At 42.8% G+C, this 13,984-nt stretch carries 15 protein-coding genes; 4 read left to right on the top strand and 11 right to left on the bottom strand.

The window, feature by feature from the left end; translation table 11 throughout:
• Positions 1-40: 40 nt before the first annotated feature.
• From glmM to rlmE, 4 genes are all read right to left on the bottom strand, one after another.
• Positions 41-1,378 (bottom strand): phosphoglucosamine mutase, encoded by a 1,338-nt coding sequence (gene glmM / locus PR699_RS02565; RefSeq protein WP_004915791.1) that lies wholly within the window; start codon positions 1,376-1,378, stop codon positions 41-43.
• Positions 1,371-2,219, bottom strand: coding sequence for a dihydropteroate synthase (gene folP, locus PR699_RS02560; protein WP_004915787.1), 849 nt, complete (start codon positions 2,217-2,219; stop codon positions 1,371-1,373). The genes glmM and folP overlap by 8 nt, the downstream gene beginning before the upstream one ends.
• Before the next feature lie 66 nt (positions 2,220-2,285).
• Positions 2,286-4,265: an ATP-dependent zinc metalloprotease FtsH gene (ftsH, locus tag PR699_RS02555; protein ID WP_127891335.1), complete on the bottom strand. Its 1,980-nt coding sequence runs from the start codon at positions 4,263-4,265 to the stop codon at positions 2,286-2,288.
• 48 nt (positions 4,266-4,313) lie between these two features.
• Positions 4,314-4,943 (bottom strand): 23S rRNA (uridine(2552)-2'-O)-methyltransferase RlmE, encoded by a 630-nt coding sequence (rlmE, locus tag PR699_RS02550; RefSeq protein WP_004915770.1) that lies wholly within the window; start codon positions 4,941-4,943, stop codon positions 4,314-4,316.
• 206 nt (positions 4,944-5,149) lie between these two features.
• On the opposite strand from rlmE, the gene yhbY reads away from it, so the two are divergent.
• Positions 5,150-5,443 carry a ribosome assembly RNA-binding protein YhbY gene (gene yhbY / locus PR699_RS02545; protein ID WP_014657324.1) on the top strand — a complete coding sequence of 98 codons (294 nt, stop codon included), beginning with the start codon at positions 5,150-5,152 and terminating at the stop codon, positions 5,441-5,443.
• 118 nt (positions 5,444-5,561) lie between these two features.
• Here yhbY and greA read toward each other — a convergent pair whose 3' ends face one another.
• Positions 5,562-6,038: a transcription elongation factor GreA gene (gene greA / locus PR699_RS02540; protein ID WP_004915763.1), complete on the bottom strand. Its 477-nt coding sequence runs from the start codon at positions 6,036-6,038 to the stop codon at positions 5,562-5,564.
• A 261-nt stretch (positions 6,039-6,299) separates the two neighbouring features.
• On the opposite strand from greA, the gene dacB reads away from it, so the two are divergent.
• Positions 6,300-7,748, top strand: a complete 1,449-nt coding sequence (gene dacB, locus PR699_RS02535) for a serine-type D-Ala-D-Ala carboxypeptidase (protein WP_004915760.1) — start codon at positions 6,300-6,302, stop codon at positions 7,746-7,748.
• Positions 7,749-7,829: 81 nt separating this feature from the next.
• On the opposite strand, the gene cgtA is transcribed toward dacB, so the two are convergent.
• The 3 genes from cgtA to rplU form a co-directional block, all read right to left on the bottom strand.
• Complete coding sequence (gene cgtA, locus PR699_RS02530) at positions 7,830-9,002, bottom strand: Obg family GTPase CgtA (RefSeq protein ID WP_004915758.1); 1,173 nt, start codon at positions 9,000-9,002, stop codon at positions 7,830-7,832.
• 130 nt (positions 9,003-9,132) lie between these two features.
• The gene (rpmA, locus tag PR699_RS02525) at positions 9,133-9,390 is read right to left on the bottom strand and encodes a 50S ribosomal protein L27 (protein WP_004915755.1); all 258 of its coding nucleotides are present in this window, start codon (positions 9,388-9,390) and stop codon (positions 9,133-9,135) included.
• 19 nt (positions 9,391-9,409) lie between these two features.
• Entirely contained in the window at positions 9,410-9,718 is a 309-nt protein-coding gene (rplU, locus tag PR699_RS02520) for a 50S ribosomal protein L21 (protein WP_004915752.1), read from the bottom strand.
• Between the two features lie 334 nt (positions 9,719-10,052).
• On the opposite strand from rplU, the gene ispB reads away from it, so the two are divergent.
• Positions 10,053-11,024: an octaprenyl diphosphate synthase gene (ispB, locus tag PR699_RS02515; protein WP_004915749.1), complete on the top strand. Its 972-nt coding sequence runs from the start codon at positions 10,053-10,055 to the stop codon at positions 11,022-11,024.
• Between the two features lie 41 nt (positions 11,025-11,065).
• Here ispB and PR699_RS02510 read toward each other — a convergent pair whose 3' ends face one another.
• Together PR699_RS02510 and PR699_RS02505 are read right to left on the bottom strand one after the other, a co-directional pair.
• Complete coding sequence (locus tag PR699_RS02510; RefSeq protein WP_004915746.1) at positions 11,066-11,428, bottom strand: DNA-binding protein; 363 nt, start codon at positions 11,426-11,428, stop codon at positions 11,066-11,068.
• A gap of 133 nt (positions 11,429-11,561) precedes the next feature.
• The gene (locus PR699_RS02505) at positions 11,562-11,909 is read right to left on the bottom strand and encodes a DNA-binding protein (RefSeq protein ID WP_014657323.1); all 348 of its coding nucleotides are present in this window, start codon (positions 11,907-11,909) and stop codon (positions 11,562-11,564) included.
• Between the two features lie 515 nt (positions 11,910-12,424).
• Here PR699_RS02505 and PR699_RS02500 point away from each other — a divergent pair.
• On the top strand, positions 12,425-12,697 hold the full coding sequence (locus PR699_RS02500; protein ID WP_014657322.1) for a helix-turn-helix transcriptional regulator: 273 nt from the start codon (positions 12,425-12,427) through the stop codon (positions 12,695-12,697).
• A 78-nt stretch (positions 12,698-12,775) separates the two neighbouring features.
• Here the strand turns inward: PR699_RS02500 and mdh are convergent, their stop codons facing one another.
• Entirely contained in the window at positions 12,776-13,714 is a 939-nt protein-coding gene (mdh, locus tag PR699_RS02495) for a malate dehydrogenase (RefSeq protein ID WP_004915736.1), read from the bottom strand.
• Positions 13,715-13,984: the final 270 nt, after the last annotated feature.

Here is a 13,984-nt window from a genome sequence, read left to right as displayed (position 1 = left end):
GTTAGTGCCTTATTTTTAAACGATCCTATCGTTAAAATGATTAACCTGCCGCTTTTACTGCATCAGCAATGCGGTTAGCCATCGCCAAAACGTCAGCTTCATTTTCACCTTCGACCATGACTCGAATCAAAGGTTCTGTACCTGATTTTCTCAGCAGAACACGACCTTTGCCTGCCAACTCTTTCTCGACTTGCTCACTCGCGGCCAATACAGCTTCACTTTGTAATGGGTCATGTGAGCCAGAAAAGCGTACGTTAACCAATACTTGCGGTAACAGTTTCATGCCACTGCATAAGTCATGCAAACTCATTTGGTTACGAACCATCGCACTGAGTACTTGCAGACCAGCCACAATACCGTCACCCGTCGTCGTTTTATCTAATAAGATAATATGACCTGAGTTTTCAGCCCCCATTCTCCAACCTTTTTCTTGGAGCTTCTCAAGTACATAGCGATCCCCCACTTTTGCGCGCTCAAAAGGAATGCCAAGTTGTTTCAGAGCGATTTCTAACCCCATATTGCTCATCAGCGTGCCGATAACACCACCTTTTAATTGACCTTGACGTAATGCTTCACGCGCAATGATATAGAGAATTTGGTCACCATCGACTTTATTACCTTCATGGTCAACCATAATCAAACGGTCACCATCACCATCAAAGGCTAGCCCCACATCCGCTTTTTCTGCAAGCACACGCTCTTGTAGCATGCGAACATCCGTAGCGCCACACTTCTCATTAATGTTGATCCCATTAGGTTCACAGCCAATCGCGATGACTTCAGCCCCTAACTCACGAAATACATTCGGTGCAATATGGTAAGTTGCGCCATTAGCACAGTCGATAACGACTTTTAGGCTAGAGAGGCTTTGTTCACTAGGGAAAGTGCCCTTACAAAATTCAATATAACGACCCGCAGCATCAACAATACGGTTTGCGCGACCTAGCTCTGCGGATTCAACACATGTGATTGGTTTTTCCATCTCCGCTTCTATCGCTTCTTCGACTTCATCAGGCAATTTAGTCCCATCAATCGAGAAGAATTTAATCCCATTATCATCATAAGGGTTATGAGACGCAGAAATTACAATCCCCGCCTCAGCGCGGAAAGTACGTGTCAGATAAGCTACGGCAGGTGTTGGCATTGGGCCAGTAAATGACGCAGATAAACCCGCAGCCGCTAGACCCGCTTCTAAAGATGACTCCAACATATAACCGGAGATACGCGTATCTTTACCAATAATAATTTTTCGTGAGCCATGGCGAGCAAGAACTTTCCCTGCTGCCCAGCCTAATTTTAATACAAAATCAGGCGTGATTGGGCTGTCACCCACTTTGCCACGAATACCATCAGTACCAAAATATTTACGGTTACTCATACGCTAACTTTTCCTTTTCTGACAGAGTCATCTGAACGATCTGCATTGCTTGTACGGTCTCTTTGACATCATGTACACGAATAATCTGTGCGCCTTGCATCGCTGCGATAGTTGCGCAAGCAATACTTCCCACAAGCCTTTCTTGTGGTGGAACATTCAATAAGTTTCCAATCATAGATTTACGAGACATTCCTGCCAATAGCGGTAGTCCGAAATCATGAAACTGATCCAAATTTGCCAACAGTTGATAATTATGTGACAGGTTTTTACCAAAACCAAAACCGGGATCGAGTATTATCTGCTGTTTATCGATACCTGCCGCGACACAACGCGCAATTTCAGCATCAAAATAAGCTTTAATATCTGCTACAACATTTTCATAATTAGGCGCATCTTGCATGGTTCTTGGCTGACCTTGCATATGCATAATACAAACGGGTAAGCCACTTTGTGCCGCAACTTCAATGGCTCCTGGCTCATGTAATGAGCGAATATCATTGATTAGGTGCATACCTGCTTTTGCGGCTTCTGACATCACTTCCGCTTTTGAGGTATCAACAGAAATCCACACATCAAAACGCTGTGCAATGGCTTCCACAATTGGAATAACTCTATCGAGTTCTTCATTGACAGAAACCTCTGCCGCTCCCGGACGCGTCGATTCACCGCCAATATCAATAATCGATGCCCCTTCATTCACCATCTTAGCGGCATGTTCCAATGCGTCATGATAACGATTATGAGTGCCACCATCTGAAAATGAATCAGGAGTAACATTCAAAATCCCCATCACTTTTGGTGTGGATAGATCGAGTTCACAAGCCCTTGCTCTAATTTTCATCGTTATTTCACCTTAACGTAAAAAACCCCAGAGAACTGGGGTTTTTCCATATCACTTAACGATAGCTTATTGTGGTTTGTTATCGTTTGTATTGTCTGATGAATGAGATTCATCATTACTGTTTTTTGGCTCTTCAGATTGAGGTTTTTCAGTCGTTGTTTCAGGTTTTGATGTATTAACCGCAGCACCAAAAGAACCCGTTACATTGTTGACTTTTTTGTCTTCATCCCAGCCCGCCGGTTCGCGTACAGGACGACGATTCATCAAATCATCAATCATTGGCATATCAATGGTTTCATATTTCAATAATGCATCTTTCATAGCATGCAGAATATCCATATTGTCTGTCAGCGTTTTATAGGCGACTTGGTAAGCGCGCTCAATAATTGCTTTAATCTCTTCATCAATAATGCGAGCAGTTTCATCCGAATAAGTCGAGCTGTGCCCCGAGCGACCTAAAAATGCAGGCCCTTCCTCGTCAGCATACAGTACTGGCCCTAACTTCTCAGAGAAGCCCCACTGAGTCACCATTTTTCTAGCGGTGTTGGTTGCTTGCTGAATATCGCCTGACGCCCCTGTAGAGACTTTGTCATGACCATAAATTAACTCTTCTGCAATACGACCACCGTATGTGCTAGCGATATTCCCTTCTAATTTCTGACGGCTTGCACTGACTTGGTCGCCTTCAGGTAGATAGAAAGTAACGCCCAATGCACCCCCACGAGGGATAATCGTCACTTTATGCACAGGGTCATGCTCAGGCATCAGATAACCAACAATTGCATGGCCTGCTTCGTGATACGCGGTAGCTTCTTTTTGTTCTTCTGTCATCATCAAAGAACGATGTTCAGCCCCCAGCCATACTTTATCCCTAGCTTTTTCAAACTCAACCATTGAAACAACGCGTTTGTTGGCACGAGCCGCAAACAGGGCTGCTTCATTCACTAGGTTTGCCAATTCAGCACCGGAGAACCCAGGCGTTGCTCTAGCAAGGATGGCTGTATCAACAGCAGGATCAATAGGAACACGACGCATGTGAACTTTTAATATTTGTTCACGACCGCGTACATCTGGTAAGCCTACCATAACCTGACGGTCAAAACGGCCTGGACGTAATAATGCAGGGTCCAAAACATCAGCACGGTTTGTTGCCGCAATAACAATAATACCCTCATTGCCTTCAAAACCGTCCATCTCAACCAGCATTTGGTTCAGAGTCTGTTCACGCTCATCGTGACCACCACCTAAACCAGCGCCACGTTGACGACCAACCGCATCGATTTCATCGATAAAGATAATACAAGGTGCTGCTTTTTTCGCTTGTTCGAACATATCACGAACACGCGATGCACCAACACCGACAAACATTTCAACAAAGTCAGAACCTGAAATCGTAAAAAATGGTACTTTGGCTTCACCGGCAATTGCTTTAGCAAGCAAAGTTTTACCTGTACCTGGAGGACCTACCATCAGGACGCCTTTTGGTATTTTACCTCCCAACTTCTGGAAACGAGCTGGTTCACGTAGAAAATCAACAATTTCACCAACTTCTTCTTTTGCTTCATCACAGCCAGCAACATCGGCAAAAGTCGTTTTGATTTGATCTTCCGTTAGCATTCGAGCTTTGCTTTTACCGAATGACATTGCTCCTTTACCGCCACCGCCTTGCATTTGGCGCATAAAGAAGATCCAGACACCGATCAGCAGAAGCATTGGGAACCAGGAAATAAAGATAGTTTGCAGAAAGCTAGGTTCTTCTGGTGGCTCACCAACGACAGTTACGTGCTTATTTAGCAACGTGTCTAACAGCTTCTCATCCTGCATAGGAAGATAAGTTGTATAACGGCTATTATCAGCCTTTCTGACGTTTAATTCACGACCTGTGATACGAACTTCACGTACCTGATCCTGGGCTAACTCATTGATAAACGTAGAATAATCAACTCTGCGATTATTCGAATCGCTTGGGCCAAAACTCTGGAACAAGGACATCAGAACAACTGCGATGACTAACCAGAGAATCAGGTTTTTCGCCATGTCACTCAAGGGATTAACCTCATATTACAACTGTGTTAACAAATAACGTTCAGGGTACTACAGTTTTAGCCCTGTCGCTACAATGTATACTTCACGCGATCGTGCCCGCGAAGATTCGGGTTTACGAACTTTTACTTTCGTAAATAGGGAACGGATATCCCTGAGGTACTCGTCAAAGCCTTCCCCCTGAAACACTTTAACAATAAAACTGCCCCCAGGAGCCAGCACAGCACGGCACATATCCAATGCTAACTCAACCAAATACATCGACCGAGGTATATCGACCGCGGGAGTCCCACTCATATTGGGAGCCATGTCAGACATGACCACCTGGACTTTTTTATCTCCAACCCGCTCTAACAGTGCAGCTAGCACTGCTTCTTCACGAAAATCTCCTTGAAGGAAATCAACGCCAACAATCGGGTCCATCGGTAAAATATCACAAGCAATCACCCGGCCATTATGGCCTATTTGACTAACCACATACTGTGACCAGCCTCCGGGTGCTGCCCCCAAATCAACAACGGTCATACCTGGTTTAAAAATTTTATCACTTTGCTGGATTTCATCCAGTTTAAACCATGCACGTGAGCGAAGCCCTTTTTTTTGTGCTTGTTGAACATATTTATCACTAAAATGTTCTTGCAACCAGCGACTAGAGCTTGCCGAACGTTTTTTATTGGCCATTGCATTTTCCAACTATACTAAATAGAGCACATCTATCCCCATCATTTTTCGGCCTACATGAACGTTGATGATACCACTGCATGTAATTCGAATTATTTTGGGTGTTCATTGTTACTTCTTTACCATCCGATAAATATAATTGATGGTGATAGATATCAGATGGCGGTAGAATAAGCCATTTTCAATACTAACGAAGCAAAAAATCGATGAATCTTAATAAAAAACAAATCCAACACCTGAAAAGCCTCGCTCATCACCTCAACCCAGTTGTTATGATTGGTAACAATGGGTTAACTGAGGGTGTTTTAGCTGAGATTGAACTTTCATTAGCACATCATGAGCTTATCAAAGTCAAAATCGCAGGCGAAGATCGCGAAACTAAAAATTTGATCGCCGCAGCGATCGTTCGCGAAACAGGTGCTGTTAATGTACAAATTATAGGCAAGATACTTGTTCTCTACCGTCCATCGGATGAGCGCAAAATTATTTTACCTAAATAATCACCCTTAATTTATATAAAAATGCCATTGAAGGCAGCTTTTATATGAAGAAAAAGGCCGCCAGCGGCCTTTTTCGCTAATACAGTAAAATAATATAACCAATTCAGGCAAATAGGAATCAGATATACTCAACTTTAAGAATTTCGAACTCAACGTCGCCACCGGGCGTTTTGATAGTGACAACATCATCCTGTTCTTTACCGATCAAGCCGCGTGCAATCGGTGAGTTAACGGAAATCAGATTGATTTTAATATCTGCTTCATCATCACCCACAATGCGATAAGTCAGCTCTTCATCCGTATCAACATTCAACACAGTAACTGTCGCACCAAAAATCACACGACCATTGTTTGTCATTTTCGTGACGTCAATAACCTGAGCATGGGAAAGCTTGGATTCAATTTCTTGAATTCGGCCTTCACAAAAGCCCTGTTGTTCGCGAGCGGCATGATATTCTGCGTTCTCTTTCAAGTCACCGTGTTCGCGGGCTTCCGCAATCGCTGCAATAATTTCCGGGCGGCGGACAGATTTAAGATAATCGAGCTCTTCTCGTAACTTATCTGCACCCAATACCGTCATTGGAATCTGTTTCATTGATAAATACCTCTGTTTCAATCCTATCTAAAAATAAGTATCTTCCTGATTTTTGTAACAACAGTACACTGAACCGCCCCATGGTTAATGGGGAGGCTCAAACAATACACAGGCTGTGAATGTGTCTTTAAAACCCATTCACACACTTATCTTATCACAATGCTAACCATTCTAACGTAGAGTTAATAGCGGGTCATCGTTTACTTTTTCAGGCATTACACTTTAGTATGTACAGTATGTCTACCCTAATGCGTGAAATTTATGCCGTTATTAACACTTACCAGAAAATGGATCATCACTTTAGGACTTGTCTTCACCACAGGACAAGCATTTGCCATTCCAATTGATGATTATAAGCAATATTTACCCGATGGTACTAACCTCGCTCTGGTTGCGCAAAAAGTCGGTAGTGACACCCCCATTATTGATTACAATGCGCAGCAAATGGCACTGCCTGCAAGTACCCAAAAAGTCGTCACTGCCCTCGCGGCTTTGCTACAGCTTGGTCCTGATTACCGTTTTGTGACGAATTTCGAAACCAATGCAAAATTAAACAACAATACGCTAACGGGCGACCTCGTTATCCGCTTTAGCGGCGACCCAACACTCACACGCCAGCAAATCCGCAATATGGTCAATGCGCTGAAACAGATTGGTATCCACAAAGTTGAAGGTGATTTAATTGTCGATATTTCGGCATTTACTAGCCATGATAAAGCGCCGGGCTGGGTATGGAACGATATGACGCAATGCTTTAGTGCGCCGCCTGCCGCAGCCATTATCGATAGAAACTGTTTTTCTGTTTCACTCTATCCCGCTCAAAAAATAGGGGATATGGCTTATATCAAGGCAGCCAGTTTCTACCCCGTCAATATGTTCAGTGAGGTTAAAACATTAGCCAAGGGAGACCCTGAAGGGCGTTATTGTGAACTGGATGTGGTTCCTGGCGAGCTAAATCGCTACACGTTAACAGGCTGTCTATCACAACGTAGTGAACCTCTCCCCCTTGCCTTTGCGGTACAAAATGGCGCAAGCTATTCCGGCGCTATTGTTAAAAATGAACTGCAAAATGCGGGCATAGCGCTAACAGGGCATGTCAAAAAGCGTACCCAACCAACGGCACAATCGCAGGTCCTCGTCAAAACCGAATCTCAGCCGCTGCATGACCTATTGAAGGTGATGTTGAAAAAATCAGACAATATGATTGCTGATACTGTCTTTCGTACTATTGGTCGAGACTATTACGGTGTTCCCGGTACGTGGCGCTCGGGGTCGGATGCTGTTAGGCAGGTTTTAAAACAAAAAGCGGGCATCGATTTAGGTAATACCGTTATGGTCGATGGCTCTGGTTTATCCCGCCATAACCTGATCACGCCGACGACAATGATGGAAATTCTACAATTTATCGCTAAAAACGATCAGCAACTTGATTTTATCTCTATGCTGCCTCTTGCAGGACATGACGGTACATTACGTTACCGTGGCGGCTTAGATGAAGCCGGTGTGAATGGCAAAGTTTCAGCTAAAACAGGGGCTTTACAAGGCGTCTATAACTTAGCAGGCTTTATCACGACGGCTAGTGGGCAACGCGTTGCTTTCGTACAGTTTATCTCTGCCTATGCGGTACCACAAAACCAACAACGGAGCCGACGCGTTCCTCTCGTGCGTTTTGAGAGTCGGTTGTATAAAGATCTTTACCAGAAAAATTGATCCTTCGATCAATTCCCCGTAAATAAAACAATCTTTATATTTGAAAAAACCCCCAATCATTGGGGGTTTTTCTGAGATTGATTATTTCTGATAGATGATTTCGACACCTTCGTCGTCATCTTCGTCCCAATCATCATCCCAGTCATCCAGATCTTCAGCACCTTCGAGTTGCTCTTTATGGTAGTCATCCCACATAAATTCAACTTTTTCAGGCTGTTTTTCATCTTCCGATGCTGCCATATCACGCGGCTGAGTTTCCATAAACTCCATAATATCCCAGCACAGTGCCTTCACACCTTCGTGATTCACCGCGGAGATCATATAGTATTTATCTTCCCAGCCCATCGCTTTAGCGATTTCAGCAGCACGTTTTGCGGACTCTTCAGGGCCTAAAATATCCACTTTGTTAAACACTAACCAACGTGGTTTTTCTGCCAGTTTTTCGCTGTATTTTTCGAGTTCGCTAATAATGATCTTGGCATTTTCCACAGGATCCGATTCATCGATCGGGCAGATGTCGATCAGATGCAATAGCACGCGACAGCGTTCTAAGTGTTTAAGGAAACGGATCCCTAAACCTGCGCCTTCCGCAGCACCTTCGATTAACCCTGGAATATCCGCAACCACAAAGCTTTTTTCGTTATCCATACGCACGACACCTAAGCTCGGTACTAGCGTAGTAAATGGATAATCAGCGACTTTTGGTTTCGCTGCCGATACCGAACGAATAAAGGTCGATTTACCCGCATTCGGCATCCCTAGCATACCCACATCAGCGAGCAGCATCAGCTCTAACATCAGCTCACGAGTTTCACCAGGCGTTCCCATCGTACGTTGACGTGGAGCACGGTTAACTGAAGATTTAAAGCGTGTATTACCTAAACCGTGGAAACCGCCCTTCGCGACCATTTGGCGCTGCTCATGGCGAGTCATATCACCCAGTATTTCTCCAGTACCGAGATCGCGTATACGCGTTCCGACAGGCACCTTGATCGTGATATCTTGACCACGTTTCCCTGTACAGTCACGACTTTGACCATTTTGCCCACGCTCTGCGCGGAAAGATTTTTCAAAACGGTAGTCGATGAGTGTATTCAGGTTTTCGTCGGCTTGCAGATAGACATCACCACCATCACCGCCGTCACCACCGTCAGGACCGCCTTTTGGAATGTATTTTTCGCGGCGGAAGCTGACACAACCATTGCCACCATCCCCCGCCACAACCAATATTTTGGCTTCATCTACAAATTTCATAATTCTTTCTCCGTATGATAGCCATTATAGTGCTGGATGGCCGTGTTACCCAGAGATGGCGTATTCTAAATATAAAAAGCCCCGCAAAAAGTTTTTGCAGGGCTTTAATTCGAATTAAAAGTCAGAAAACTTATTCAGCTTCGATGCTGATAAATTTACGGTTTTGTGGACCTTTAACTTCAAATTTAACTTTTCCGTCCGCTAAAGCGTACAGAGTGTGGTCACGGCCACAACCTACGTTGTTACCTGCGTGGAACTTAGTACCACGTTGACGAACGATGATGCTACCTGCTAATACAGCTTCGCCACCGAAACGTTTTACACCCAGACGTTTTGCTTCTGAATCGCGACCGTTACGAGTCGAGCCGCCAGCCTTTTTGTGTGCCATTAATCTGCTCTCCTAAATCTTAAGCGATGCCAGTGATCTTAACATCAGTGAACCACTGACGGTGACCCTGTTGTTTACGGCTGTGTTTACGACGACGGAATTTGACAATCTTAACTTTATCGCCACGACCGTGTGCAACCACTTCCGCTTTCACTTTAACGCCTTCAACGACAGGAGCGCCAATTTTGATATCGTCGCCATTAGCAACCATCAGAACGTGATCAAATTCAACAGTTTCACCTGTTGCGATGTCCAGCTTTTCTAGGCGGACAGTTTGACCTTCGCTAACTCGGTGTTGTTTACCACCACTTTGGAAAACCGCGTACATATTAACTCCGCTTTCCGCGTACCCGCTAAAAAATTTAATTCCTGAGCACGCTATAAAATATTCACAATAGGGCGCGAATTCTACGCAAAAAAGCGTCAGAACACAAGCCAATAATGCATTTAGATCACAAAAAAACCGACTTTTTTATTCCATACTCCGGTCAGCCTTTGATTTATGATGAATAACTCGAATTGTTACTTATTTAAACATTTTTTGCATTACAACTAATTATCTTAGAAATATTAATGTTATGCTTAGGCTATAACTGTTCTATTGGCGACACCTTTTTGACTAAAGGGTGGCGGCTAAAATCCTATAATATGAATAAATTACGATGAATTTAGAATCTATTGTTGAACTGACTAGCGAGGATATGTCAGCAGTAAACGAAGCAATCCTCAGTCAATTGAATTCAGACGTTGCGCTAATTAACCAACTTGGTTATTACATTGTTAGCGGTGGTGGGAAAAGGATCCGTCCAATGATCGCGGTATTGGCAGGACGATCCCTTGGTTATTCAGGGCAAAAACATATTCAAGTTGCTGCGCTGATCGAGTTTATCCATACTGCAACTTTATTGCATGATGATGTTGTCGACGAATCCGACATGCGCCGCGGTAAACAAACAGCGAACGCCGTATTTGGTAATGCTGCGAGTGTCCTCGTTGGGGACTTTATTTATACACGATCCTTCCAAATGATGACGGATCTTGACTCGATGCGTGTCCTTAAACTCATGTCGGAAGCGACGAACGTTATCGCTGAAGGTGAAGTCTTACAGTTAATGAACTGTAATGATCCTAACATTACTGAAGAAAACTACATGCAAGTGATCTACAGTAAAACCGCTCGTTTGTTTGAAGCTGCCGCGCATGCATCGGCAATTTTAGCATCAGCAACCCCCGAGCAAGAGAAAGCCTTGCAAGATTACGGTCGCTATCTCGGCACTGCCTTTCAATTGATTGATGATTTGTTGGATTATGACGCAGATAATAAGCAATTAGGCAAAAATACCGGGGATGACCTTGATGAAGGGAAGCCTACGCTGCCCCTACTTCATGCAATGAACCATGGAACCGAGGAAGAAGCCGCCTTGATCCGCCAAGCGATCGAGCAGGGCAATGGCCGTCACCTACTGGACACTGTGCTGGCAACTATGAAACGTTGCGGCTCACTGGAGTACACCTACGCTCGCGCAAAAGAGGAATCGCAAAAAGCCATTGATGCTTTGAGTACTCTTGATGATTCAGTTTATAAAGACGCGTTAATCAGCCTCGCAGAGGTGGCTATTTCACGTCACTCATAGCGTTAAACGTATCGTTTTGAATGCGATGAGGGGGAAAGAGACTACTCTTCCCCTTTTTCTTCTTTTTCGATCCTAGCGAGCAATGATGAAAGGCCATAACGCAAAATATATTTCACCACTTTATCACGCTCCGCTTCAGTGAGTTGGTAATAGGCTTCCATCCAAATTTGTGAAGCATCCATTCTTTGGCTTTGATAGCCCACTGAAGGCTCAGAAAGACTCAATTGACTCTGTATTTCTCCAGGTAAGCTCTCTAGATGATACTCGACGGCTTTACCTTGAACGCCACGCTTACGACGATTTTTCCATCCTTCTCTTCTAGCCATCAAATTAATACCTTGAGGAGAAGTTGGTAAGCCTTCTAAACCTGCTAATTCTTTCGCAGTGAACCACATTTTTTTCATATTATCTCTTTCGAACTTATATTATGAAATCTGCCGTTGAGGCTCTATCTAAATATTGTTAATAAAGAATATGTTGAGTACCAATATGCCTATTCTTCATTATTGAATTACCCAAACCGATTTTTTAGGTAAATTATTTTTTATTTATTAAATCTACCAATGCTATTACACCTTCACGCATAATAAATGCCAATATAAGGTTACGCTCTTCCGGAGAAAGCTGGTGATAAACTTCCTGCCAAATAAATGCATTACCATGATGTTTTGCTTGATATAATGCAGGGGCTTCATAAACAGAAAGGGGCTCAAATAAACCTTCAGGCAAACTATTAATATGATATTCCAACGCCTTTCCTTGAATCCCCCGCCGCTTGCGGCATAACCAGTTTTCACGACGAGCCATCGCATTGATACCTTGAGTAGTCATTGGGAGTCCTTTTAAGCCAACTAACTCTTTCGCCGTTAACCATTCTTTTTGCATGCCTGACCCTCCTAGTCACGATTTACAATTTAATAATAATTGCTGAAAAACGTGTTTATTTTCTCAATAACCTTTTTCTTTTTTGTTTTATTAATATTTATTATTAATTAATTTATGAGTTATACATGTAAAGTATATTTTAATTTCTTTTAATAACAATAGATTGGATATACACGAGGTCACAGTTATCTTTTTTCATGCGATCGTCTTTATATATTAGCTGTACTTATAACATCTATCATTAATATGTGATTTTTACAGATAACCCAAACTAGTTAGTTTTTACTTTCAATATGTTAGATAAAATCACAAATATATATGCCAAATCTTTCTTATATTTCATAAAAATAAAACTCCTTTCATAAAACTGAATTTTTAGAAAAAATTAGAAATAATTTTGGAAAATTTCTGTTATTTTATTTCCAATAACAGGGCTATTGCAGTGAATGTATCACAATCTCCTGTTAGATGTACTACTAACTCTACATGATTCTGAGTAAAAAAAGGACTAAAAAATGATCTTACGGAAATCGGATTGGCATCCAGCAGATATAATTGCCGCTTTACGTAAACGCGGAACGACTTTAGCAGCAATATCTCGACAAGCAGGTTTAAGCTCCTCCACACTGGCGAATGCCTTATCTCGTCCTTGGCCTAAAGGTGAATGGATTATTGCGAATTATCTCGGAATTCATCCTTCAGAGATATGGCCAAGCCGCTATTTCAATCCAATTACAGGTGAATTATTAGAAAGAAAAGTAAGAGAAAAAAACCCAACCTCAAGCTGAAAGAATATAAAAAAAACCGCTGCCCCAACAATATCAGGACAGCGGTTTTCTTAAGAAATAAGTGAAAATTAATAGCAATTAGCCATTAATGAATTTTTCACCTAGTTCGATATCTTTTCTCAGTACATCAAGCATGTCTTTCAGTGCTTTTTGTTCAAACTCACTCAGTTTGCCGTAAGAGATATGCTCTTCGATACCATTTTTACCTAAACGGACTGGCTGAGCAAAGAAGCGAGCGTGTTCACCTTCACCTTCGGTGTAAACACATTCGATAACATTTGGCTCACCTTGTAGGCCACGGATCAGAGACAGGCCTAGACGTGCTGCTGCTTGGCCCATTGACAGTGTTGCAGATCCGCCACCTGCTTTTGCTTCAACAACTTCAGTACCTGCGTTTTGGATACGTTTAGTCAGAGCAACAACTTCTTCATCGGTGAAGCTAACACCTGGGATCTGAGACAATAGAGGCAGGATAGTAACACCTGAGTGACCACCGATGACAGGCACTTCGATTTCGTGTGGTTTCTTACCTTTCAGTTCAGCAACGAAAGTATTAGAACGGATGATATCCAGAGTCGTTACACCGAATAGACGGTTTTTGTCGTAAACCCCTGCTTTTTTCAGCACTTCAGCCGCAATAGCCACTGTTGTGTTAACTGGGTTAGTAATGATACCGATTAATGCTTTTGGACAAGTATCAGCGATTTGTTGAGTCAAATTGCGAATAATACCCGCGTTAACATTAAATAGGTCTGAACGATCCATACCTGGTTTACGAGCAACACCTGCTGAGATCAGGACAACATCAGCGCCTTTCAGTGCAGGAGTCGCATCTTCACCTGAGAAACCAACTACTTTAACGTCAGTTGGGATATGGCTAAGGTCCGCAGCAACACCCGGAGTTACTGGTGCGATGTCATATAGTGAGAGTTCTGAACCTGCTGGAAGCTGGTTTTTAAGAAGAAGGGCCAGAGCCTGACCAATACCACCTGCTGCGCCTAGGACTGCAACTTTCATTCTGAAACTCCTTTATTTGTACTTAAAAAAGTATATTGATTCATCTTGTTATGTAGTAAACACATTACTGATAAAAAACAATTCATTAACAGATGTTGAAGCATATTAATGTGTATAGGCTTACGCACTGATTTCATCTATTCTAAACAAAATCCTTATCTGTTAATGAGATAAGGGGCACTTTTTTAACAAATAGTTTTTATCACTATTGATTTTTGCATAATAAATTGTTTTTACTGCTGATAATCCCGTTATTCACAAAGTGATTAA

This window comes from Providencia sp. PROV268 (genome assembly GCF_028477805.1).
Lineage (GTDB): Bacteria > Pseudomonadota > Gammaproteobacteria > Enterobacterales > Enterobacteriaceae > Providencia > Providencia stuartii.
Note: the sequence above shows the minus strand (reverse complement) of the source record. Positions and strands in the feature narration are given on the sequence as shown.